The 22,733-nt window shown below is 71.5% G+C and carries 18 protein-coding genes, 1 tRNA gene and 2 pseudogenes; 10 read left to right on the plus strand and 11 right to left on the minus strand.

Annotated features, from left to right (window positions below; translation table 11 throughout):
• Positions 1-188: 188 nt before the first annotated feature.
• The 3 genes and pseudogenes from ACFY4A_RS22150 to ACFY4A_RS22160 all read left to right on the plus strand — a co-directional run.
• Positions 189-581, plus strand: coding sequence for a hypothetical protein (locus tag ACFY4A_RS22150; protein ID WP_390831092.1), 393 nt, complete (start codon positions 189-191; stop codon positions 579-581).
• Positions 578-1,422, plus strand: a pseudogene (locus tag ACFY4A_RS22155) (transcriptional regulator). Before ACFY4A_RS22150 ends, ACFY4A_RS22155 begins: the two are co-directional and overlap by 4 nt.
• Before the next feature lie 13 nt (positions 1,423-1,435).
• Positions 1,436-1,633: pseudogene (locus ACFY4A_RS22160) on the plus strand (roadblock/LC7 domain-containing protein); the annotation flags it as partial.
• 213 nt (positions 1,634-1,846) lie between these two features.
• On the opposite strand, the gene ACFY4A_RS22165 reads toward ACFY4A_RS22160, so the two are convergent.
• Positions 1,847-2,689, minus strand: a complete 843-nt coding sequence (locus tag ACFY4A_RS22165; RefSeq protein WP_390831093.1) for a MurR/RpiR family transcriptional regulator — start codon at positions 2,687-2,689, stop codon at positions 1,847-1,849.
• 304 nt (positions 2,690-2,993) lie between these two features.
• Between ACFY4A_RS22165 and ACFY4A_RS22170 the strand changes: the two genes are divergently transcribed.
• Positions 2,994-3,422 carry a hypothetical protein gene (locus ACFY4A_RS22170; RefSeq protein WP_390831178.1) on the plus strand — a complete coding sequence of 143 codons (429 nt, stop codon included), beginning with the start codon at positions 2,994-2,996 and terminating at the stop codon, positions 3,420-3,422.
• 467 nt (positions 3,423-3,889) lie between these two features.
• Here ACFY4A_RS22170 and ACFY4A_RS22175 read toward each other — a convergent pair whose 3' ends face one another.
• On the minus strand, positions 3,890-5,281 hold the full coding sequence (locus ACFY4A_RS22175; protein ID WP_390831094.1) for a cystathionine beta-synthase: 1,392 nt from the start codon (positions 5,279-5,281) through the stop codon (positions 3,890-3,892).
• Positions 5,282-5,441: 160 nt separating this feature from the next.
• On the opposite strand from ACFY4A_RS22175, the gene ACFY4A_RS22180 reads away from it, so the two are divergent.
• The 3 genes from ACFY4A_RS22180 (at position 5,442) to ACFY4A_RS22190 (ending at position 9,281) form a co-directional block, all read left to right on the plus strand.
• Positions 5,442-6,521: an SGNH/GDSL hydrolase family protein gene (locus tag ACFY4A_RS22180; RefSeq protein ID WP_390831179.1), complete on the plus strand. Its 1,080-nt coding sequence runs from the start codon at positions 5,442-5,444 to the stop codon at positions 6,519-6,521.
• A gap of 406 nt (positions 6,522-6,927) precedes the next feature.
• Entirely contained in the window at positions 6,928-8,148 is a 1,221-nt protein-coding gene (locus ACFY4A_RS22185; RefSeq protein ID WP_390831095.1) for an acetyl-CoA C-acetyltransferase, read from the plus strand.
• Positions 8,149-8,468: 320 nt separating this feature from the next.
• Positions 8,469-9,281 carry a hypothetical protein gene (locus ACFY4A_RS22190; RefSeq protein WP_390831180.1) on the plus strand — a complete coding sequence of 271 codons (813 nt, stop codon included), beginning with the start codon at positions 8,469-8,471 and terminating at the stop codon, positions 9,279-9,281.
• A gap of 676 nt (positions 9,282-9,957) precedes the next feature.
• Here the strand turns inward: ACFY4A_RS22190 and ACFY4A_RS22195 are convergent.
• Positions 9,958-10,269 (minus strand): hypothetical protein, encoded by a 312-nt coding sequence (locus tag ACFY4A_RS22195; RefSeq protein WP_390831096.1) that lies wholly within the window; start codon positions 10,267-10,269, stop codon positions 9,958-9,960.
• Between the two features lie 98 nt (positions 10,270-10,367).
• On the opposite strand from ACFY4A_RS22195, the gene ACFY4A_RS22200 reads away from it, so the two are divergent.
• Positions 10,368-10,595 carry a DUF4287 domain-containing protein gene (locus ACFY4A_RS22200; protein ID WP_073949570.1) on the plus strand — a complete coding sequence of 76 codons (228 nt, stop codon included), beginning with the start codon at positions 10,368-10,370 and terminating at the stop codon, positions 10,593-10,595.
• 112 nt (positions 10,596-10,707) lie between these two features.
• On the opposite strand, the gene ACFY4A_RS22205 is transcribed toward ACFY4A_RS22200, so the two are convergent.
• The 3 genes from ACFY4A_RS22205 to ACFY4A_RS22215 form a co-directional block, all read right to left on the minus strand.
• Entirely contained in the window at positions 10,708-11,619 is a 912-nt protein-coding gene (locus ACFY4A_RS22205) for a Bax inhibitor-1/YccA family protein (RefSeq protein WP_390831097.1), read from the minus strand.
• 204 nt (positions 11,620-11,823) lie between these two features.
• On the minus strand, positions 11,824-12,999 hold the full coding sequence (locus ACFY4A_RS22210; protein ID WP_390831098.1) for a 4-hydroxybenzoate 3-monooxygenase: 1,176 nt from the start codon (positions 12,997-12,999) through the stop codon (positions 11,824-11,826).
• Positions 13,000-13,334: 335 nt separating this feature from the next.
• Positions 13,335-13,421 (minus strand) — tRNA-Leu (locus ACFY4A_RS22215).
• A gap of 428 nt (positions 13,422-13,849) precedes the next feature.
• Here ACFY4A_RS22215 and ACFY4A_RS22220 point away from each other — a divergent pair.
• Both ACFY4A_RS22220 and ACFY4A_RS22225 read left to right on the plus strand, forming a co-directional pair.
• Positions 13,850-14,632: an ABC transporter ATP-binding protein gene (locus ACFY4A_RS22220; protein WP_390831099.1), complete on the plus strand. Its 783-nt coding sequence runs from the start codon at positions 13,850-13,852 to the stop codon at positions 14,630-14,632.
• Between the two features lie 68 nt (positions 14,633-14,700).
• A complete protein-coding gene (locus ACFY4A_RS22225; protein ID WP_390831100.1) occupies positions 14,701-17,232 on the plus strand; it encodes an ABC transporter permease in 2,532 nt (843 codons plus the stop codon).
• Positions 17,233-17,300: 68 nt separating this feature from the next.
• On the opposite strand, the gene ACFY4A_RS22230 is transcribed toward ACFY4A_RS22225, so the two are convergent.
• From ACFY4A_RS22230 to ACFY4A_RS22250, 5 genes are all read right to left on the minus strand, one after another.
• Entirely contained in the window at positions 17,301-18,611 is a 1,311-nt protein-coding gene (locus ACFY4A_RS22230; protein ID WP_390831181.1) for a class I SAM-dependent methyltransferase, read from the minus strand.
• Positions 18,612-18,820: 209 nt separating this feature from the next.
• Positions 18,821-20,203, minus strand: a complete 1,383-nt coding sequence (locus tag ACFY4A_RS22235; protein WP_390831101.1) for an NAD(P)/FAD-dependent oxidoreductase — start codon at positions 20,201-20,203, stop codon at positions 18,821-18,823.
• 433 nt (positions 20,204-20,636) lie between these two features.
• Entirely contained in the window at positions 20,637-21,578 is a 942-nt protein-coding gene (locus ACFY4A_RS22240; protein ID WP_390831102.1) for an exopolyphosphatase, read from the minus strand.
• Positions 21,575-22,120: a DUF501 domain-containing protein gene (locus ACFY4A_RS22245; protein ID WP_390831103.1), complete on the minus strand. Its 546-nt coding sequence runs from the start codon at positions 22,118-22,120 to the stop codon at positions 21,575-21,577. The genes ACFY4A_RS22240 and ACFY4A_RS22245 overlap by 4 nt, the downstream gene beginning before the upstream one ends.
• A gap of 25 nt (positions 22,121-22,145) precedes the next feature.
• On the minus strand, positions 22,146-22,622 hold the full coding sequence (locus tag ACFY4A_RS22250; protein WP_390831104.1) for a septum formation initiator family protein: 477 nt from the start codon (positions 22,620-22,622) through the stop codon (positions 22,146-22,148).
• Positions 22,623-22,733 lie beyond the last annotated feature (111 nt).

Genomic DNA, 22,733 nt, shown 5'->3' on the forward strand with positions numbered 1-22,733 from the left:
GGCACACCGAAGGCCTCGAGGCACACCGCGGACACGACGAGACCCGCTGAAACCCGGTTCAGTCGACCCACGTTAGCCCCTCGGTCGCATGTTCCACCGGAAAAAAATGCCGTAGCCCTCACCACCGTCGCACACCGTGCGTAGCGTCGGCATCACTCAGCCGAACCCCCGGTGGGAGAGGAACAACGGTGCCCGGAATCGACGAGTGCCTACTGGAAGCCATGCGGCTGCCCGGTGCCAGAGGCGCCGCGCTGGTCGACTGGACGAGCGGACTTGCCCTGGGCACCGTCGGGGAGTCCCCGGGCGGCGACCACGAGACCACCGCGGCGGAGGCCGCCGAACTGGCCCGGCTGGCCGCCGAGCACGGCGCCTTCGCCGCCGCCGAGGACCCCGGCGGCGAGCGTCCCCCGGTGGAGGACCTGATCGTCAGCAACCGCGACAGCTACCACCTGCTGCGGTTCGTGGACACGTCCTTCGACAGCAGCGTGTTCCTGCATCTGTGGCTGACCCGCGCCGAGGGCAACCTCGCCCTGGCCCGCATACGCCTGGGCGAGATGGCCGAGCGGCTGGTGCTGGGATGACCGTGGTCGACACCCCGCCCCCGCCCCAGCTGCCGGTGCGCAGCAAGCCGGCCCACGCCGACCGGGCCTGGGGCGGCCTCTCCCCGACGCTGACCCGGCTCGCCGCCGAGCACGCCACCGGCGTCCTGGTCCGCGAGCACGGCACGCTCTACCTCGCCGAGGGCCGCGTGGTGCACGCCGAGAGCCCCCTGACCCCCGGCCTGGACCTGCTGCTCACCGCCCACGGCACGCTGACGGCCGAGGCGTGGCGGGACGCGGTCGCCCGGGCCGACGACCGGCACGGCGCCGCACACCTGTTGCTGGACGGCGGCCACCTGACCGAGGGCGCCCTGGAGCTGTGCCACCTGGGCGCGCTCCACGACGCCGCCTACTTCGCGCTCGCCCCGAGCAGCACCCCGGGCCGGTTCCGCTACGGCATCGCCCACCGGCTCGGCCCCGTCCTGCCGGTCCCGGTGGCCGCCCTGGAGCGCGAGATCCTGCGCCGCCGTGAGCTGCTGCACGCACCAGCGGGGCTCTGTCCGGCGCGGCGTCGGGCCAGACGCGGCACACCACCGCGGCACCGAAGCTGACGCCCCGTCAGCAGACGCTCCTGGAGCGGATCGACGGCACCCGCACAGCCACCGACCTGGCCAGTGAACTGGGCCGGCAGGCATTCCACACCCTGGTGGACGTACGGCGTCTGGCGGCCGCGGGACTCGTCGCGCCGGCCGTCGCGCCACGGGACGCGCCCGTGCCGGACGGCGCCGGGCAGACCCCCGCGCTCGCCGACCGGCTTGCGTACACCACCGACCCCCACATCACGCTGCTGAAGAGGCTCAGGGATGCGCTGGAGGCCCTTTGAGAGGAGACACCGGATGGCAGCCGAGCCCGAGATCCTGGACGAACTGCGTCGGCTCAAAGCCCGGGTACCCTAGCTCACCGGCGCCCTCGCCGCCAGTGTCGACGGCCTCGTACTGGCCCACGACACCCCCGGCGTGGAGCCGGAGAGCGTGGCGGCACTCACCGCGACCGCCCTCGGCGTCGCCGTGCGCATGGCGGACGTGACCGGCCAGCCGAGCGCCGCGGTGCGGCGGCGTGCTCCGCCCGGACCGCGTCGCCCGCCGCGAGGCCGGTACCGCGGTGGCCCCGCACCGCCTTGCCGGCGGGGTGCCCGCCCCGCTTGCCCAGCCAGTCGGCGCGCACCCACAGCAGTGTGTCCTCGTGGCTGGCGAGCGTTCGTGAGACGAGTCTGAGAGCACCCGGCCCCGGGCCTCACTCCACGAGGGTCACTCCACGAAGAGCCCCCGTGCCGCCGCCTTCCCGTCGAACTCCTCCAGGCGCGCCTGCGCGTCGGGCAGGTCGTCGCACATCGCCTCCAGGAGCACCCTGCCGAGCAGCATCGGCGCACACGCGGTGTCGAAGGCGAGCCCGGTGCCGACGGCGGCGGGCAGCAGCAGGTCGGAGTGCTTGGCGACCGGCGCGAAGGCCGAGTCCGCGACCGTGACGACGGTCAGCCCCGCGTCCTTGGCGTAGGCGAGGGTGTCCACGACCTCGCGCGGATGGCGCGGCAGCGCGAAGCACAGCAGCGCCGAGGCGCCCGCTCGTACGGCGCCGTCGACACGGTCCTGGATCATCGTGCCGCCCTCGTCGAGCAGCCGTACGTCCGGGTGGACCTTGGCGGCGAAGTACGCGAAGCCGTAGGCCTGGGCGGCCGCGGCCCGCAGGCCGAGCACCGGCAGCGGACGTGAGGCGGCGAGCACCTGTCCCGCCCTGCGCACCGGCCGCGGATCGGCCAGCGCCTCCGCCAGGTGCCGCAGGTTCTCGATCTCGGCCTCGACCGCCTGCTGGTACTCGTTGTACGAGGCAGGCTGGGCCGCCGGTTCGGTCGGCGCGACCTCGCGCAGGTGCCGGCGCAGCGCCGGGTAGCCGTCGAAGCCCAGGGCGACCGCGAAGCGGGTCACCGACGGCTGGCTGACCCCGGCCAGTTCGGCCAGCTCGACGCTGGACAGGAAGGGCACGTCGGCGGCCCTCCGCACCATGCTGTGCGCGATGCGCCGCTGGGTCGGTGTGAGCCGGTGCCCCTCGAAGAGCGCCTGCAGCCGCGCGGCAGCGCTGTCGGTCACGCTCATGACGTGCTCCCCCTCCAGATGTCGTCGACGCTCCGGGAGGGTATCTCCCCGACCAGTTTCTATTCAGACACCAAGAACTCTGCATGAGGCCATACAGCCAGGGCAAGAGATCGACCAAGTGTCATTAAATCCGCCCAGGCAGCCACAGAACGCGACAATCGGCGTGCTTAGTGTGAGCAGGCCCCGCCGGTGTCGCCGGCCGCAGCCCCGGCGACACCGACGGCGGCTCGCCCCCGTCCCGACAGGGAGGCTATCCCCAGTGCGGCGGGCACCCCGGCTCCCTAGCCTGGTCGGCATGACCGGAATGGACGCGCGGGACACGGACCTGAAGAAGGACCTCAACGCCTCTCTGCAGGCCCGCAGGGAGTTGGGCGAGGAGTACGAGTCGGCGCTGGTCGACTCGTTTCTGGAGAAGGTCGACCAGCGCATCGACGGGGCCGTCGAACGCCGGATGCGCCGGCAGTTCGCCGAGCAGCAGATGACAGTGGCCCGGGGCTCCCGCTCGCCGAGGGCCACCGACTCCTGGGGCGAGCGCTTCGGCTTCGGCATCGTCTCGCTGGTGCTGGCCGTGCCGCTGTCCGCGATCGGCGGCGCCGTCGCGCACCTGCCCGGCCTCATCGTCGCCTGGTTCGGGATCGTGGGCGTCAACGCCGTCCAGGCCGCCCGCACCAACCCGGGCCTGTTCACCGGCCGCCGCCGCGACCGCGCCGAGGACGACACCTGGAAGGACTGAGCCGGCGCGCCGAGGACGACGCCCGGCAGGAGTGAGCCGCCACGCCCATGGCACGACCGCGCGAGTGAGCCGTCGCACCCACCGCACGACCGCGCGGGTGCAAGGCGTATGCGCGGGGACCGCCGCACCCCCGTCGACCGGGGGGCGGGACGACGGCGGTCCCCGCGGCGGACGCGGGCCGGGTCAGGACCGGGCCTTCGCGTCCGTGGCGTCCATGGAGGTCCGGGAGCCGCTCCGGAGGTCCGCGACGCCGCACGGCGCCGGCCGGGGCAGAGGGCCTCCCCCGGCGCTCGGCGCCCGGGAGGCGATCCGCCGCCCCTTCCGACGTCCACCAATGTGCCGGACGCGTGTTAAGCGGGTGCTGCGCGCACGTGACACGCTCGTACCGTTTCCACGACTGCCTCTCAGTCGCGGGTCACCGCACGTTCCCGCCGGCACGCCGGCACATCGGGCGCGGCGGAGGTGCGTCAGTGCTTTCCGCCCTTGGCCAGGAAGGAGAGCAGGTCCTGACGGCTGACGACCCCGGTCGGCTTACCCTCCACCAGCACGATCGCCGCGTCCGCCGTGCCCAGCACCGACATCAGGTCGGCGACCGGCTCGCCGGAGCCGACCTGGGGCAGCGGGGCCGACATGTGCTTCTCCAGCGGGTCCTCCAGCGCGGCCCGCCGGGTGAACAGCGCGTCCAGCAACTCCCGCTCGACCACGGAGCCGACCACCTCGGCCGCCATGACGTCCGGGTGGCCGGCGCCCGGCTTCACGATCGGCATCTGCGAGACGCCGTACTCGCGCAGCACCTCGATGGCCTGGCCGACGGTCTCGTCCGGGTGCATGTGGACCAGGGAGGGGATGGAGTCGCCCTCCTTGTCGTTCAGCACGTCGGCGACGCGGGCGCTCGGGCCCTCGTCCTCCAGGAAGCCGTAGTCGGCCATCCACTCGTCGTTGAAGATCTTCGACAGGTACCCGCGCCCGCTGTCCGGCAGCAGGACCACCACGACGTCGTCCGGGCCGAGCCGCTCGGCCACCCGCAGCGCCGCGACGACCGCCATTCCGCAGGAGCCGCCGACCAGCAGGCCCTCCTCCTTGGCGAGGCGGCGGGTCATCTGGAAGGAGTCCTTGTCGGAGACGGCGACGATCTCGTCGGCCACGGTCCGGTCGTAGGCGGTCGGCCAGAAGTCCTCACCGACGCCCTCGACGAGGTAGGGCCGCCCGGAGCCGCCGGAGTACACCGAGCCCTCCGGGTCGGCGCCGATGACCTTGACCTTGCCGTCGCTGGCGTCCTTCAGGTAGCGCCCGGTGCCGGAGATGGTGCCGCCGGTACCGACGCCGGCCACGAAGTGGGTGATCCTGCCCTCGGTCTGCTCCCACAGCTCGGGACCGGTGGAGTGGTAGTGCGACAGAGGGTTGTTCGGGTTGGAGTACTGGTCGGGCTTCCAGGCGCCGGGGGTCTCCCGGACCAGCCGGTCGGAGACGTTGTAGTAGGAGTCCGGGTGCTCCGGCGCGACGGCCGTCGGGCACACGACCACTTCGGCGCCGTACGCGCGCAGCACGTTGATCTTGTCAGTGGAGACCTTGTCCGGGCACACGAAGATGCACTTGTAGCCCTTCTGCTGGGCCACGATGGCCAGTCCCACCCCGGTGTTCCCACTGGTCGGCTCGACGATCGTGCCACCAGGCTTGAGCTCCCCGCTCTGCTCGGCCGCCTCGATCATGCGCAGGGCGATGCGGTCCTTCACGGAGCCGCCGGGGTTGAAGTACTCGACCTTCGCCAGGACTGTCGCCTTGATGCCCTTGGTGACGCTGTTGAGCCGCACCAGCGGGGTGTTGCCGACGAGGCTGATCATCGAGTCGTGGAATTGCACCGTTGTCTCCGGTTGCCGCAAAAAGATGTGGTCGTAGTGTGCCGCCAGCCTAAGGCCAGGGGGACCGCCCCCGGGTGGGTGTTCACTCCCCGTCGAGATTGGACGACGGTCCGTACGGGGCAAGGAGTGGATGTACGGCTACGAGGAGGTGTCGGCGGGCATGACGAACATGTCGAGGGCGAGAGTGGCCCGGCGGATCGCGGCCGGCGCCGCGTACGGCGGCGGCGGACTCGGTCTGGTCGGTGCCGCGGCCGTCGGTCTGCTGCTGGCCGAGGTGCAGATGGCCAAGCGTCACGTGGGCAACGGCACGGACAACCACGTGCCGGTCGCGGACGGTCTGTACGGCCGCGCCTACGAAACCCCCGGCGAGCCGCCGCTGAGCCTGGTCATGCTCGGCGACTCCACGGCCGCGGGGCAGGGTGTGCACCGGGCCGGGCAGACGCCGGGCGCGTTGCTGGCGTCGGGCCTGGCGGCGGTGGCGGAACGTCCGGTGCGGTTGCGCAACGTGGCGCTGCCCGGTGCCCGGTCGGACGACCTGGACCGCCAGGTGGCGCTGGTGCTGGGCGATCCGGAGCGGGTGCCGGACATCTGCGTGATCATGGTCGGCGCGAACGACGTGACGCACCGGATGCCGCCGACGCGCTCGGTGCGCCATCTGTCGGCGGCGGTGCGGCGGCTGCGCACGGCGGGCGCCGAGGTGGTCGTCGGCACCTGCCCGGACCTCGGCACGATCGAGCCGGTCCAGCAGCCGCTGCGGTGGCTGGCCCGGCGGGCCTCGCGTCAGCTGGCGGCGGCGCAGACGATCGGGGCGGTGGAGCAGGGGGGCCGGACCGTGTCGCTGGGCGACCTGCTGGGTCCGGAGTTCGCGGCGAACCCGCGGGAGCTGTTCGGTCCGGACAACTACCACCCCTCCGCGGAGGGTTACGCGACGGCGGCGATGGCGGTGCTGCCGACGGTGTGCGCGGCGCTGGGCCTGTGGCCGGCCGAGGAGGAGCGTCCGGACGTGTCCCGGAGCGAGGGGTTCCTGCCGGTGGCCCGCGCGGCGGCGGAGGCCGCGTCGCAGGCGGGCACGGAGGTCACGGCGGCGCTGCCGACCGGTCCGCGCGGACCGTGGGCCCTGCTCAAGCGGCGCCGGCGGCGCCGGGTGCCCGAGCCCGAGCCGGCCGCTTCCGGCCCGTCCGAGGAGCCCCTCGGTTCGACGAGCTGGGAGGAGTCCGAGGGCGGTCTCCGGGCGGTCTGAGAGCGACCCCGGCCGAGCAGGGAAAGCAAGCGCTTAGAAAATTGCGGCCAGAGTCACACCCCGGCGGGAGTGACCCTGACCGAACGTACGGGTAACTTCCAAGCAGCCGCCCTCGGGGTCTTTCGTTTGGATCAGGCCGGACCAGGGAGCGGGGTCTGGTGATGGGGCACTCCAACGCCCTTCAGCGGGGGCATCGCAAGGCGGAGGAGGTCGGCAGGGCGGAGCCCCGCCGACCGACGACAACGCGACTGGGGTCCCCCGCTCGAAGAGCATGGGGGAGCGGTGCCAGACCCCGCGAGCCCGGCCTGATCCAAACGGAAGACCTCGATCGACCACACGGCCGCCCGGTCGCCCGACCACCGCGCTCCACGAGCGCCGCGCGCCGCCCTATCTACATGGAGTCGTGATGCCCGAAGCCGTCATCGTCTCGACTGCCCGCTCCCCCATCGGCCGGGCCTTCAAGGGCTCCCTCAAGGACCTGCGCCCCGACGACCTCACCGCCACGATCGTCCAGGCGGCGCTCGCGAAGATCCCCGGGCTGGACCCCCGGGACATCGACGACCTGATGCTCGGCTGCGGCCTGCCCGGCGGCGAGCAGGGCAACAACCTCGGCCGGATCGTCGCCGTGCAGATGGGCATGGACCACCTGCCCGGCTGCACGATCACCCGCTACTGCTCCTCGTCGCTCCAGACCTCCCGGATGGCCCTGCACGCGATCAAGGCCGGCGAGGGCGACGTGTTCGTCTCGGCCGGAGTCGAGATGGTCTCCCGGTTCACCAAGGGCAACTCCGACAGCCTGCCGGACACGCACAACCCGCTGTTCGCCGAGGCGGAGGCCCGTACCGCGGCCAGGGCCGAGCAAGGCGGCTCGACCTGGCACGACCCGCGCGAGGACGGCCTGATCCCCGACGCCTACATCGCGATGGGCCAGACCGCGGAGAACCTGGCCCGCCTCAAGGGCGTCACCCGCCAAGAGATGGACGAGTTCGGCGTGCGTTCGCAGAACCTCGCCGAGGAGGCCCTCAAGAACGGCTTCTGGGAACGGGAGATCACCCCGGTGACGCTGCCCGACGGCACCGTGATCGGCAAGGACGACGGCCCGCGCCCCGGCGTGACCATGGAGGGCGTGGCCGGACTGAAGCCGGTCTTCCGGCCGGACGGCCTGGTCACCGCCGGCAACTGCTGCCCGCTCAACGACGGCGCCGCCGCGCTCGTCATCATGTCCGACACCAAGGCCCGCGAGCTGGGCCTCACCCCGCTCGCCCGGATCGTCTCCACCGGTGTCTCCGCCCTGTCCCCGGAGATCATGGGCCTCGGTCCGGTCGAGGCGTCCCGGCAGGCCCTCAAGCGGGCCGGGCTGACCATCGGCGACATCGACCTGGTCGAGATCAACGAGGCCTTCGCGGCCCAGGTGATCCCCTCCTACCGCGACCTCGGCATCGACCTGGACAGGCTGAACGTCAACGGCGGCGCGATCGCCGTGGGCCACCCCTTCGGCATGACCGGCGCGCGCATCACCGGCACGCTCATCAACTCCCTCCAGTTCCACGACAAGCAGTTCGGCCTGGAGACGATGTGCGTGGGCGGCGGCCAGGGCATGGCGATGGTCATCGAACGCCTCAGCTGACTTACCGCGCCACAAAGGCCACGAGAGAGACCGTCAGTGGCCGCTTTACCACCCGCTGTGACCGAATGGCCCGGAATCCAAGAAACCCCTTGGTTCCGGGCTGTTTTGTGATCCAATCTCCCTCAGGATGTGACCTATCTCCCTGGACGGAGAGGTTTACCCAGGTCAGCGCTTTACCCCAGAGGGCCCCTGGGGTCGCATCGGACCATACTTCTGTCCGTTTCGTGACATTACGCACTGACACTTGGATAGTCCGCCCTTCAAGCTGTTGTAGGAAGTCGGGGGTCGACCTTGAACCCGGGAGTACGTCAGTGAGCGCCATGCCGATCGCCTTGCTGCTCACCACGGCCGCCACCGGCGCCGTGGGCGTCGCCGTCCTGCGCGCCTTGTGGGTGTTGCGCCGCCAGGTCGCGGCCCTGCACACCCAGCTCGCGGAGAACCACACGGCCACCGCGCGCGCACTGCTGCCCGCCGCCCGCGGTCACGCGGACGCGGAGCAGATACGTACAGCCGTGGTCGAGGCGCTCGCCGAGGAGCGGGAGCGGGAGCTGGCCGAGGCGCGCGCCTTCTGGGCCGCCCAGGAGGCCCGGGACGCCGCCGACACGCCCTCCCTGCTGGGGCTGCCCGACAGCGAGCTGTTCCTGCCCCGTCAGGCCGACCTGACCGGGCTCGACCACCTGGAGCCGGTGACCGAGTCCGGCCCCGAGGCCGACGAGTTCTCCGGCAAGGACTGCGTCCAGGGCGGTGCCTCCGGCGAGTCCCCTGAGCTTGCCGCGGCCCGCCGCCGGCACCCCTCGCACCCGGACTTCACCCCGCACCCCTCGCCCGTCGGGGGCGACCACGAGCAGACGCTCGCCACGCTGGAGGACCTGGCCGAGTCCCGCGTGGAGCTCGCCGACGTCCGCCCGGGCCCGTTGGGCACCCTCGACGTCTACGTCTTCGCCGACGGTACGACCCTGTGCATGACCCCAGGACACCGCGAGACCGCGGAACGCCTGGCCGACGCCCTGCGGGCGGGCGAGACCCCGGTGCTGCTCGGCGGTTCGGGCATCTCCGGGGCCTACACGCTCACCTTCACCTGCGGTGCGGAGCAGGTGTACATCCTGGCGGACCGGGTCATCGCATCGCTGTAGCGACCGCACCGCCTCCCGGTCCCATCAGCGCCCTGCCACCCGTGCCCGGGCCCCGTCCGCGTCCCTGGCCCGGCGGCGTGTCAGGCCCCGGCGGCGTGTCAGGCCCCGCCGGCGTGTCAGGCGCCAACGTCTCAAGCACCGCCTGCATGTCTGGCCCCGCCAGCCTCCTGGCCCCGCCAACGTCTCACGCGCCGCCCGCGTCTCACGCACCGCCCGGCCTCTCAGGCCACCGTCTGTCCCAGACCCGGCCGGTGCCTCAGGCCCCATCCGCCCGGAACCGGCCCGCGACTCAGACCCCGTCCGCGTCCCAGGCCTGGCCGACTTCTCAGGCCCGGTCAGCGTCTCAGGCCCCGCCCGCGTGTCAGGCCCCGCCAACGTCTCAAGCACCGCCCGCGTCTCATGCACCGCCCGGCCTCTCAGGCCACCGTCTGTCCCAGACCCGGCCGGTGCCTCAGGCCCCATCCGCCCCGGAACCGGCCCGCGACTCAGACCCCGTCCGCGTCCCAGGCCTGGCCGACTTCTCAGACCCCGTCGGCGTCTTACCCGGCCGGCGTCTCAGGCCCCATCCCCCAGACCCGGCCCCATCCCCCAGACCCGGCCCCTGTCCCAGGCCCGGCCGACTTCTCAGGTCCGGCCCGAATCTCAGACCCCGTCCGCCCCGGACCCGGCCCGTGTCTCAGACGCCGGCGCGCTTCAGTGCCTCCTGCACCAGTCGTACGGCCTCCTCGACCTCGGCCTCGTTCTTCAGTACGAGTGCAAGGTCGTGACCGGCGACCGTGACCTGGTCCGCGGCGGCGAACATGCCCGCGTCCGGCATCTCCCGCGGCTCGCACCCGGGGCGCTCGGCGAGCTGGGCCCGCCGGGCGAACTCCCTGGCCAGCGCCAGTGCCTGCGCCGCGCCCGCCCGTTGCAGCCGGCTCTGCGGCGCCGCCCTGAGGCGGTCGGCGAAGTGATCCACTGCCCGGGTCAGAGATGTCGTGTCAACCACGCCGTGAGACTACGCGTCGCGGCACGACTGTTGCCAATGCGCGAACCCTCAGGCACGGTGACGTGAAGGACCGGCTTCGAATGCGTCCGGAGGCGCCGATGTCCCAAGTCTTCTCCGAAGAGACCCATCGCAATCTGCTCGCCCGCATCCCCCACTGCACCGGTCGTGAGATCTCCGACTGGCTGCGCACCGTCGAAGAAGGCCCCGCGCTCCGCTTCGAGGAGAAGGTCAGCTGGCTCCGCCACGAGCACGACCTCGCGTACGGCCACGCCAAGGCGCTCATCCACGAGTACGACCTGAGGAGGGCCGCGCGCAAGCTGCTCTAGGCGTGCAGCGGAGAGCCGGCGCCGCCGGACGGACACGGCGCCGGAACGACGAAGGGCCCCGGGAAGACCCGGGGCCCTTGCGTTCGTCCTGCGCGAGGTGTGCGCTGTGGGACTAGTCGCTCTGGTTGAGGATCGCGATGATCCGCAGGAACTCCATGTAGATCCACACCAGCGTCAGCGTGAGGCCGAAGGCCGCGAGCCAGGCCTCCTCGCGCGGCGCGCCGTAGGCGATGCCGTCCTCGACCTGCTTGAAGTCCAGGGCCAGGAAACAGGCGCCGAGGATGATGCCGATGACGCCGAAGAGGATGCCGAGCGGGCCGCTGCGGAAGCCGAGGCCGTCACCGCCGCCGAACACCGCGAACAGCAGGTTGACCGCCATCAGCAGCACGAAGCCGAGCGCCGCCGCCATCACGAAGCCGTAGAACCGGCGGGTGACACGGATCCAGCCCGCCTTGTACGCCAGCAGCACGCCGACGAAGACGGCCATCGTGCCGAGCACGGCCTGCATGGCCGCGCCACTGGCGACGTGGGTGTCGACGATGTTGGAGACGACGCCGAGGAACACGCCCTCGACCGCGGCGTAGGTCAGGATCAGCGCGGGCGAGGCCTTGCGCTTGAACGACTGCACCAGGGCCAGCACCATGCCGATCACCATGGCGCCGACACCGATCCCGTAGGAACGGTTGATGTTGGCGCTGTCGACCGGCAGCAGCGCCCAGGCGAGCGCGGCCGTCACGATCAGCGTGCCGAGCGTGGACGCGGTGCGCAGGACGACGTCGTCCATCGTCATCCGGCCGGTGGTGGCCGGGGCCTGCGGCGGCGCGCCCTGCTGGAGGTCCTGCTGAGCGTAAGGGTTCTGCGCGTAGGGGTTGCCGCTCGGCTGGGCGTACGGGTTGCCCTGCGCGTACGGACTGCCCTGCGTGCCGACAGCGGGGCCCCCGGCCTGCGGCGCGGCGTCGAAGCCCGCGTAGCCGTTGTCGCGGCTGAACCCCCGTCGCGAGAAGACCGGGTTTCTGCTCCTCATCTCACTCCTCCATGGCCGCACGGCGCGGCCTTGGCCTCAAGAGTAATGGAAAGGCAAAGGACTGACCCTAGTACCTGGGAAGGATCTTTCCCTCGCCTGCTGCGGAACACGCTACGTCGCCGCAAGATTCCCGGCCAGGGAGGGCCCCGTTCATGACCGACCCGGAACACGTCCGGAACCGGCCGGAGACCACCCGGGTGTCCGTCAGCCGATCGGGAATCCGGTGTAGCCCTCGGCGAGGTCGGTCTCGGCGGCCCGGCAGGAGCCGATCCGGTCCAGGCGGGCCAGTTGCAGGCGCCCCTCGAAGGCGGTGGCGTCCGGATCGCTGTGGAGCATCGTCGTCATGTCGTAGCTGAAGCGTTCGGCCTGCCAGACGCGCCGCAGGCAGGTCGCCGAGTAGGCGTCGAGGAGTTCGGCGGACCCCGTCTCCTTCTCGTGCACGAGCGCCCGCGCGAAGGTGACGACGTCGCCGACGGCGAGGTTCAGCCCCTTGGCCCCGGTCGGCGGCACGATGTGGGCGGCGTCCCCGGCCAGGAACAGGCGGCCGTGGCGCATGGGCTCGTGGACGTAGGAGCGCATCGGGGTCACCGACTTCTGGGTGATCGGACCGCGGTGCAGGGTCCAGTCGTCGTCGGTCTCCAGCCGCCGTTCGAGCTCGTCCCAGATCTCCTCGTCGCTCCACTCGTTGGCGTCGGTGTCCGCGGGCACCTGGAGGTACAGACGGGAGACGGACGGGGAGCGCATGGACAGCAGGGCGAACCCGCGGTCGTGGCGGGCGTAGACCAGCTCGTCGTGCGAGGGGGCCACGTCGGCGAGGATGCCGAGCCAGCCGAAGGGGTACGTCCGCTCGAACACCTGGGAGAGCGAGGTCGGGACGGCCTTGCAGGCCACGCCCCAGAAGCCGTCGCACCCGACGACGTAGTCGCACTCGAGGACGTCCTCGCGCCCCTGGCGGCGGAACCGGATGGAGGGACGGTCGCTCTCCGCCCCCTCCACGGCCAGCGCCTCCGCCTCGAACAGCAGCGGGCCGCCCTCCTCGAGCTGCAGGGCGATGAGGTCCTTGCAGACCTCGGTCTGGGCGTAGACCATCACCGACCGCCCATCGGTGAGCGCGGGGAAGTCGACGCGGTGCCGGCGCCGGTCGAAGCGCAGCTCGATCCCGTCGTGCCGCAGCCCCTCGCGGTCCATCCGCTCCCCCGCCCCGGCCGCGCGCAGCGCGTCCACGGTGCCCTGCTCCAGGATCCCGGCCCGCTGCCGGTGCTCGACGTAGGCACGGTCGCGGCTCTCCAGGACGACCGAGTCGATCCCGGCGTTGTGGAGCAGCCGGGCGAGGAGCAGGCCGGCCGGTCCGGCTCCGATGATGCCGACGGTGGTGCGCATCGGTCGTTCCCTTCGGGTGGGCGTCGTCGCCTGGGTGGATGACTGGATGTACGCTGCCGTTCGCGTAGTGAAATTTCTTTCACTATCGGGCGCCTCTGAGTTTCCGTCCGGACCCACCCGATGTCAATGGTTGTCCGCGTCGATGAGGGTTCGCGTCGATGAGCGCCCGCGTCGGCGGATCGCAGGTGACGACCGATCGGCGGCTCAGCTCGCGCGAAGAAGCGCGCTCGTGCGGCCGAAGTGAGGGGCGCGCGGGCCCGGATGCGGGGAGACCTGCTCGGACCCGCCCTCCCACCGCGGGGCACGGCCCGCTGGTCGGACCGTGTCCGACGTGGTGGTGCCCGGAGCCGGACTTGAACCGGCACGCCCGCGAAGGGGCAGCGAGGTTTAAGCTCGCCGTGTCTGCTTTCCACCATCCGGGCAGGCCATGGGCTCCGCGCTGCGGCTCCGACCCTATCGGGACGCCTTCCCCGAACAGCGGGCGGGTGGACTCATGTTGTCTTATTTTATTGGTAACTGAGGGAGCATCAGCGTGCGGGGGTGGCCATCGGCACTTGCCATCAGCCTTGCGGGCGAGCGCCGGACGCGCACGCGGAATGACGGAATTTCACCGTCCGAACCGGGGGGCTCCACCTGTTCTCGACGACCCGGCCGGGAGGACGCGTCTCAGGGCCGTCCCTCGTCCCAGGTATCAGGGACGGCCCTCATCCCCAGGTATGACGTGCCCGGCCCCGGTCCGACCCGAGTCGGCCCCCGGAACGGGAACAGCGGCTGACTGCACGGCCCCGATCGGCCGCGACGATGGTCTACGTCCCGCGAAACGTCGTCGTCCCGTCAGGAGCGCCCACCCGTGACCACCTCTTCCCTCGCCGGCCGGACCACCGCCGTGGCCGCGCGTGCCACGGATCTGTCGAAGATCTACGGACAGGGCGAGACCCAGGTGGTCGCCCTCGACCGGGTCTCCGTCGACTTCCACCAGGCCGAGTTCACCGCGATCATGGGCCCCTCCGGGTCCGGCAAGTCCACGCTGATGCACTGCGTGGCGGGCCTGGACACGTTCTCCTCCGGTTCGGTGCGCATCGGTGACACCGAGCTCGGCTCGCTGAAGGACAAGCAGCTCACCCGGTTGCGCCGGGACAAGATCGGCTTCATCTTCCAGGCGTTCAACCTGCTGCCGACGCTCACGGCCCTGGAGAACATCACCCTTCCGATGGACATCGCCGGCCGCAAGCCGGACCAGCAGTGGCTCGACTCCGTGATCCGGATGGTGGGGCTCGCCGACCGGCTGGGGCACCGGCCCTCCCAGCTGTCGGGCGGTCAGCAGCAGCGCGTCGCCGTCGCCCGGGCGCTGGCCGCCAGGCCGGAGATCATCTTCGGTGACGAGCCCACCGGAAACCTCGACTCGCGGGCCGGGGCCGAGGTGCTCGGCTTCCTGCGCAACTCCGTGCGCGAACTGGGCCAGACGGTGGTGATGGTGACCCACGACCCGGTGGCCGCGGCGTACGCGGACCGGGTGGTGTTCCTCGCGGACGGGCGGGTCGTGGACGAGGTGTACGAGCCCACGGCGGACGCGGTCCTCGACCGCATGCGGCGTCTTCCCGGGGGGAGTCCCCGGACCGCCGATCTCGACTAGAGCCGCACCAGCTGGCCTCCCGCCTGCTTCCCACCACCCCCTCGTACACCCAGGACTGAGACGAACCCATGTTCCGCACAGCCTTGCGCAACGTACTCGCGCACAAGGCCCGGCTCCTCATGACCGTGCTCGCCGTGATGCTCGGCGTCGCCTTCGTGTCGGGGACCCTGGTCTTCACCAACACCATCTCGGACGCGTTCCAGAAGAGCTCCGCCGAGGGCTTCGACCATGTCGACGTGGCCGTGCGGTCCAAGTACCAGCAGAGCAAGGGCGACCGGGTCGGCAAGCAGCCCGAGCTGACCCAGGCGCTGCTGGACGACAGCGCCCGGGTCCCCGGCGCCGGCTCCGCCATCGGTGTCGTGCACGGCTTCACCGCCATCGCCGACAAGGACGGCAAGCTGATCGGCGGCGGCTTCCAGTCCCGGGGCGGGAACTACTGGGGCGCGAAGGACCCCCGGTACCCGCTGAAGTCCGGCACCAGCCCGCACGGCGAGGGCCAGGTCCTCATCGACTCCGAGACCGCCCGGCGCGCCGGGTACCGGGTCGGCGACACCATCCGCGTCTCCGTCGACGGCCCCGTCCTGACGCCCACCGTCAGCGGCGTCTTCACCACCGACGACGGCAACGTCGCCGCCGGCGGCAGCCTCGCCCTGTTCGACACGGCGACCGCCCAGAAGCTGTTCGGCAAGCCGGGCACGTACGACGAGATCGACGTGCAGGCGAAGGCGGGCACCAGCCAGGCGGCGCTGAAGGCGCAGCTGGACCGGGTGCTGCCGAAGGGGAAGACCGAGACGACCACCGCCAGGCAGCTCGCCGACGACCAGGCGCGGATGATCTCGGACTCGATGAGCGGACTGCGTCAGGGCCTGCTGGTCTTCGCCGGCATCGCGCTGTTCGTCGGTACGTTCATCATCGCCAACACCTTCACCATGCTGGTCGCCCAGCGCACCAAGGAACTGGCGCTGCTGCGCGCGGTCGGCGCCTCCCGCCGGCAGGTCACCCGGTCCGTGCTGATCGAGGCGTTCCTGGTGGGCGCGGTGGCCGCCGTGACCGGTCTGGTCACGGGCATCGGCATCGGCGCCGGGCTGAAGTCCCTGCTGGGCTCGATGGGCGCCACCGTGCCCGACGGGCCGCTGGTCGTCACGCCCGGCACCGTCGCCGCCGCCCTCACGGTCGGTGTCCTCGTGACCATGCTGGCCGCGTGGCTGCCCGGCCGCCGGGCCGCCAGGATCCCGCCGGTGGCGGCGATGAGCAGCGTGCACGCGCGGGCGACCACCAAGTCTCTGGTACTGCGCAACACCATCGGTGCCCTGTTCTCGGCCGCCGGTGTCGCCGTGGTCCTGGTGGCCACGGCGATGGACGACATCGAAGCCGCCCAGGCGCCCATGGGTCTCGGCGCGGTGCTGCTGATCATCGGCGTGTTCGTCCTGACCCCGCTGCTGTCCCGTCCGCTGATCGCCGCCGCGGCCCCCGTCCTGCGCGCCTTCGGCGTCTCCGGCAAGCTGGCCCGGCAGAACTCGGTGCGCAACCCGCGCCGTACGGCGGCCACCGCGTCCGCGCTGATGATCGGCCTGACCCTCATCACCGGCATGACGGTGATGGCGGGCAGCCTCCAGCACGCGATCGACAAGATGGCCTCGTCCGCGATCCGCGCCGACTACGTGGTGTCGATGGCGAACGGCAACTTCCTCTCCCCGGAGGTCGACAGGAAGCTGCGCGCCGCCGAGGACGTGACGGCCACCAGCCCGCTGCGCAACGCGCCCTCCCGCATCGACGGCCAATCCGAGTTCCTGACCGGGGTGAACGGCGAGGCGATCGGCGAGCTGACCGATCTCCAGGTCGACGACGGCTCCTTCACGGTCGTCGGCACGAAGGTCGTCGTGGACGGCAAGACCGCCAAATCGCACGGCTGGAAGGCCGGTTCGGTCTTCACCGCCGCCTTCGAGGACGGAAAGAAGCAGCGCCTGACCGTCGCCGGGGTCTACGAGGGCAACGAGATGATCCGCGGGATCATGCTGGACAACGCCACCCTCGCGCCGCACCAGCCCCACCCGACCGACATGCAGGTCATGGTCAAGACCGCCGACGGCGCGTCCGACGCGGCCAAGGACCGGCTGGTGAAGGCCCTCGGCTCCAACCCGGCGATCAAGGTCCAGGACAAGAAGGACATCTCCAACGGCATCGCGCAGATGTTCACCCTGATGCTGAACCTGCTCTACGGCCTGCTCGCCATGGCGGTGATCGTCGCGGTCCTCGGAGTCATCAACACCCTGGCGATGTCGGTGTTCGAGCGCTCCCAGGAGATCGGCATGCTCCGCGCGATCGGCCTGGACCGCAAGGGCATCAAGCGGATGGTCCGCCTGGAGTCCCTGGTGATCTCCCTGTTCGGCGGCGTCCTCGGCATCGGGCTCGGCGTGTTCTTCGGCTGGGCGGCCGGTGAGCTGCTGGGCACCAGTCTGTCGACGTACGAGCTGATCCTGCCCTGGTCGCGGCTGGCCGTCTTCCTGCTGCTCGCGGCGGCGGTCGGCGTGCTGGCGGCCCTGTGGCCGGCCCGGCGCGCGGCGCGGCTGAACATGCTCCAGGCCATCAAGTCGGAGTAGCCGCCCTCCGCGACCTCTGCACCGAAGGGCCCGTTCCGTGACGGAACGGGCCCCTTCGGTGTGCGGCGCTAGGCGGCGGGCGCGCCCCAGGTGCGGGCCCGCAGCGGCATCCCCGAGTCACCGGATCCGGGGGGCCGCACGGCCAGCACCTGGTTGACGCCGATGCGGTTGCGCTCGAAGGCGAGCGCGGAGGCCGCCATGTACAGGCGCCAGACGCGGGCGCGGCCGGGGCTGGTGAGCCGCACCGCCCGGTCCCAGTCCGCCTCCAGGTTGGCCACCCAGCGGCGCAGGGTGAGCGCGTAGTGCTCGCGGATCGACTCCACGTCGCGCACCTCGAAGCCGGCCCGCTCCAGCTGGGTGACGGTGGCGCCGACGGGCGCGAGCTCGCCGTCCGGGAACACGTAGGCGTCGATGAACTCGTCCACGTGGTAGGCCGATTCGTCCCGCTGCGGGCGGCGGCCGATCTGGTGGTTGAGCAGCCGTCCGCCGGGCTTCAGCAGGGCGTGCAGATCACGCGCGTACTCCAGGTAGCGGGCGGCGCCGACGTGTTCGGCCATGCCGATGGAGGAGATCGCGTCGTAGGGGCCGTCGTCCACGTCCCGGTAGTCCTGGACGCGGATCTCCACCCGGTCGGTGAGCCCCTCGTCGGCGACGCGCTTGCGGGCGTACGCCGCCTGTTCCTGGGACAGGGTGACGCCGACGACGCCCGCGCCGTGCTCGCGGGCCGCGTGGACCGCCATGGATCCCCAGCCGCAGCCGACGTCGAGGAGGCGCTGACCGGGTTTCAGGTCCAGCTTGCGCGAGATGAGTTCGAGCTTGTCGTGCTGGGCCTGTTCGAGGGTGGCGCGGGGTTCCGGGGCCGGCCAGTAGGCGCAGGAGTACACCATCGAGGGGCCGAGGACGAGCTCGTAGAAGTCGTTGCCGACGTCGTAGTGGTGGCTGATGGCACGCTTGTCGCTGCGCCTGGTGTGCAGGTGGCCGCGGCGCCGGCGGACCTCCTCGCGGGGCGGGGCGGGCGGCAGCGGCGGGCCGGCCAGCTTCACCAGGCCGCGGACGGCGGCGCGGGCCTGCGGGTCGCGCAGCGTCCGGGTGAGGCCGCGGGCGTCCTCGCCACGCTCCCAGATCAGGCCCGAGAGCAGTTCCAGGGCGGCGTAGAGGTCGCCCTCGACGGTCAGGTCGCCGGCCACCCAGGCACGGGCCAGGCCCAGCTCGCCCGGCTTGAACAGCAGCCGGCGCAGGGCCCGGCGATTGCGTACGACGAGCATCGGTGCGTCCGGCGGCCCCGCCTCGGAACCGTCCCAGGCGCGGACGCGCACGGGAAGCGGGGCCCCCAGGAGCTGTTCGAGGAGTCGTGTGAGCCGCAGCGCGGCATCGGGCATGGTGCACACCTCCATGACGACGAACGCCGGAATGTCATCCACCACGTAAACACCGGGACGCGCCGGGCGCAGTCCCGCAACGGAGTTACGACTGGGCAAACACCACCGTTCCACCGCAACGGCGCTGCGTCACGCCCGGAGGAACGCCGAAGGACCTCCCGCACCACGGATGGCGGGAGGTCCTTCGGTTCGTTCGTCGGACCGGGAGGTCAGGAGGCCTTGGCCTTCTCCTCGGTCTTGCTCGCGGCCGGCACCGGCGCGGGCTTGGCGGCCTCGTAGAACTCCTCGCGGGGGTTCTCCATGGCGCCGAGGGAGACGACCTCGCGCTTGAGGAACATGCTGAGGGTCCAGTCGGCGAAGATGCGGATCTTGCGGTTCCAGGTCGGCATGGCCATACCGTGGTAGCCGCGGTGCATGTACCAGGCGAGGCGTCCCTTGAGCTTGATCTTCATCTTGCCCATGACGATCATCGCGACGCCCTTGTGCAGGCCGAGACCCGCGACCGCGCCCTTGTTGGCGTGCTCGTAGTCCTTCTGCGGGAAGCCCCGCATCTGGGAGATCACGTTGTCGCCGAGGACCTTGGCCTGACGCAGCGCGTGCTGGGCGTTCGGCGGGCACCAGGCGTTCTCGTTGCCCGCCCGGCGGCCGACGAGGTCGGGCACCTGCGCGTTGTCACCGGCGGCCCAGATGTAGTCCGTGCCCTGCACCTGGAGGGTGGGCGCGCAGTCGACGTGGCCGCGCGGGCCGAGCGGCAGGCCGAAGCGGGACAGCGCCGGGTTGGGCTTGACGCCCGCGGTCCACACGATCGTGTTGGAGTCGACCTCGAGGCCGTTCTTGAGCACCACGTGGCCGTCGACGCAGGACTCCATGGAGGTGGAGAGGTAGACCTCCACACCGCGGCCCTCGAGGTGCTCCCTGCCGTACTGGCCGAGCTTCGGGCCGACCTCGGGGAGGATCTTGTCGGCGGCGTCGACGAGGATGAAGCGCATGTCCTCGCGGGACACGTTGGTGTAGTACTTGGCCGCGTCCCGGGCCATGTCCTCGACCTCACCGATGGTCTCGGCGCCGGCGAAGCCACCGCCGATGAAGACGAAGGTGAGCGCCTTGCGGCGGATCTCCTCGTCGGTAGTGGAGTCGGCCTTGTCGAGCTGCTCCAGGACGTGGTTGCGCAGTCCGATGGACTCCTCGATGCCCTTCATGCCGATGCCCTGCTCGGCCAGGCCCGGGATCGGGAAGGTGCGGGACACCGCGCCCATCGCGATGACCAGGTAGTCGAAGGGCAGCTCGTACGCCTCGCCGACCAGCGGGGCGACCGTGGCGACCTTGCGGTCCTGGTCGATGGTGGTGACCCGGCCGGTGAGGACCTCCGCCTTGGGCAGCACGCGTCGCAGCGGGACGACGACGTGCCGGGGGGAGATGCTGCCGGCTGCGGCTTCGGGGAGGAAGGGCTGGTAGGTCATGTACGAACGGGGGTCGACGACCGTGACGGTCGCCTCTCCGTAGCGCATCTTCTTGAGGATGCGCCGAGCTGCGTACAGGCCTACGTACCCACCGCCTACTACGAGGATCCTGGGACGCTCCGTGGTGCTCATGGCATCGAGTATCCACCTGCCCCAGGGGGGTCGCTCGTGCGCCCCTTCACAAGGTTGGGCAGACCCTGTGCTAAACTGCGCGACCCCTGCGCGGAGGGCCCTGGCGGCGGCAGACGGCCACCGTCCGGTTCGGACCGTTGTCAAGGCCACGTGAGCTGCTCCTCCGACCGAAGAAGGTCCCCTGCGGAGGGGCCCTGCGACCCTTCCGGAACGTCTTCCCGGCGCTCACCCGAGCACGGTTTCCTCCCTGCTGAGACCCCGAAAAGGCCCCCGGAGGCCCTTTCGGCCCTTGACAGGGCCGAATTCCTTGTGAAGAACTTCACGAAGTTTCCCTGGCGGAGCGTCACCGAGGGGCGCCCGGCGGGCCCCTCGGGTGCGCTCACACGGTATCGGGACTGCTCAGCCGGAGGCTACCGACCAGTAGAAAACGGGCCTACGCCACCGACCACGCGATGCCGTCGAGGATGTCGTGTTCGCTGACGACGACCTCGTGTGCGCCGATGCGCTCCATGACGGCCAGCAGGACCAGGGCGCCCGCGCCGATGACGTCGACACGGCCCGGATGCATGGACGGGATCGCCGCGCGCTCGGCGTGCGTGGAGTGCAGGAGGCGATCGCTGATCTCGCGGACGCGCTCGCGGGAGACGCGGGAGTGGTGGATGGCCGCCGAGTCGTACGCGGGCAGGTCCTGCGCGATCGCCGACACCGTCGTCACCGAGCCGGCCAGGCCCACCAGGGTGCGCGCCTCGCGCAGCGGGACCGTCTTCTCGGCGAGGTCGAGCGCGGTCTCGACGTCGGCCCGTATGGCGGCGATCTGGTCCTCCGTCGGCGGGTCCGTGACCACCCCGTCCCGCACCAGGTGACGCTCCGTCATGCGGACGCAGCCCACGTCCACCGAGCGCGCCGCGCGGACGTGGTCGTCGCCCACGACGAACTCCGTCGAGCCGCCGCCGATGTCCACCACCAGGAAGGGCCGGTCGAGGTCCGCACGGCCCGTCAGCTCCTTCGTCGCGCCCGTGAAGGAGAACTCCGCCTCCTGGTCACCGGAGATCACCTCGGGCTCGACGCCGAGGATGTCCATCACCCCGCGCACGAACTCGTCCCGGTTCTCGGCGTCCCGGGAGGCGGAGGTGGCCACGAAACGCAGCCGCTCGGCGCCGTGCTCCTTGACGGCCTCGGCGTACTCCCGGCAGGCCGCGAAGGTCCGCTCCAGCGCCTCGGGGGCGAGCCGGCCGGTGCGGTCCACGCCCTGGCCGAGCCGGACGATGGTCATGCGCCGGTCCAGCTCGACGAGTTCCCCCGTCGCCGGGTCGGCGTCCGCGACCAGCAGACGGATGGAGTTCGTACCGCAGTCGACGGCGGCGACCCGGGTCATGCGCCGCCCTCCTCGGTCCCGACGGGCCCGGCGGGCGTCACGCACGGGCCCTTGCGCCACCACTCGGGCAGCATCGCGATCGCCTCGTCACCGAGCGGGTTCACGCCCGGCCCGGCGGCCAGCGAGTGGGCGACCAGGACGTGCAGGCACTTCACGCGGTCCGGCATGCCGCCCGCGCTGGGAAAGCCCGTCAGCTCCTCGATCTCGTCCCGGCGCCGGATGTAGTCCTCGTGCGCGGCCCGGTACGCGGCCGCCAGTTCCGGGTCGGTGGCCAGCCGCTCCGTCATCTCCTTCATCACGCCGTCGGCCTCCAGCGTGCCGATGGCCGAGGCCGCGCGCGGACACGTCAGGTAGTACAGCGTGGGGAAGGGCGTGCCGTCGGGCAGCCGCGGGGCCGTCTCCACGACGTCGGGCTGCCCGCAGGGACAGCGGTGCGCGATCGCGCGCAGCCCGCGCGGCGGCCGCCCGAGCTGCTGCTTGAAGGCCTCGACGTCCGCCTCGGTGGGCTCGGTGCGCTCAGTGGGCGGCGGTGGGGTTTCCATGCCTTGCGTACATCTCTCTGTCAGTTCACTGGTCGGAGGCGTCGGACTTGTCGACCCCGTCCCAGACGTTGGCGTACCAGGGGCGGCGGGCCGCCCCCTGCTCGGCGCGGGACCGCTCGGCCGGGCCCGGGTCGACCACGACGTAGCCGGTCTCCCCGGGCTTCACGTAGTGCAGCCGCCGCCGGATCTGCTGTTCGGCGTAGGCGTCGTCCTGCCAGCGTGCCTTGAGGTCGCGCAGTTGTTCCACCCGTTGCTGGGCCTGCCGCTTCTGCCGTTGCAGGTCGGCGATGTCGGCGCGCTGGGAGACGTACTGCCGCATCGGGTACGCCAGGGCGACCACCAACGAGCACAGCACCAGCGCGAGCAGTGCCGCGCGGCCGGTGAGGCGGGAGCGGCGGGCCTGGCGGCGGGTCTGCGAACGGTAGACACGGGCCGCGGTCTGCTCACCGAGCAGCCTGAGCCTGGTCGTGGTGGAGAACCGGTCCCGGTCCTTGACGGCCATCGTCCCGCCTCCCGTTCGTGCCCGTGCACACACGCGCGTACGTCCCCGGACACGGTACGGGACCGGGTACGGGGACGTACGTGCGACTGGCGAAGCCTTACGCTTTGCGGC

Source organism: Streptomyces sp. NPDC001292 (assembly GCF_042896465.1).
GTDB lineage: Bacteria > Actinomycetota > Actinomycetes > Streptomycetales > Streptomycetaceae > Streptomyces.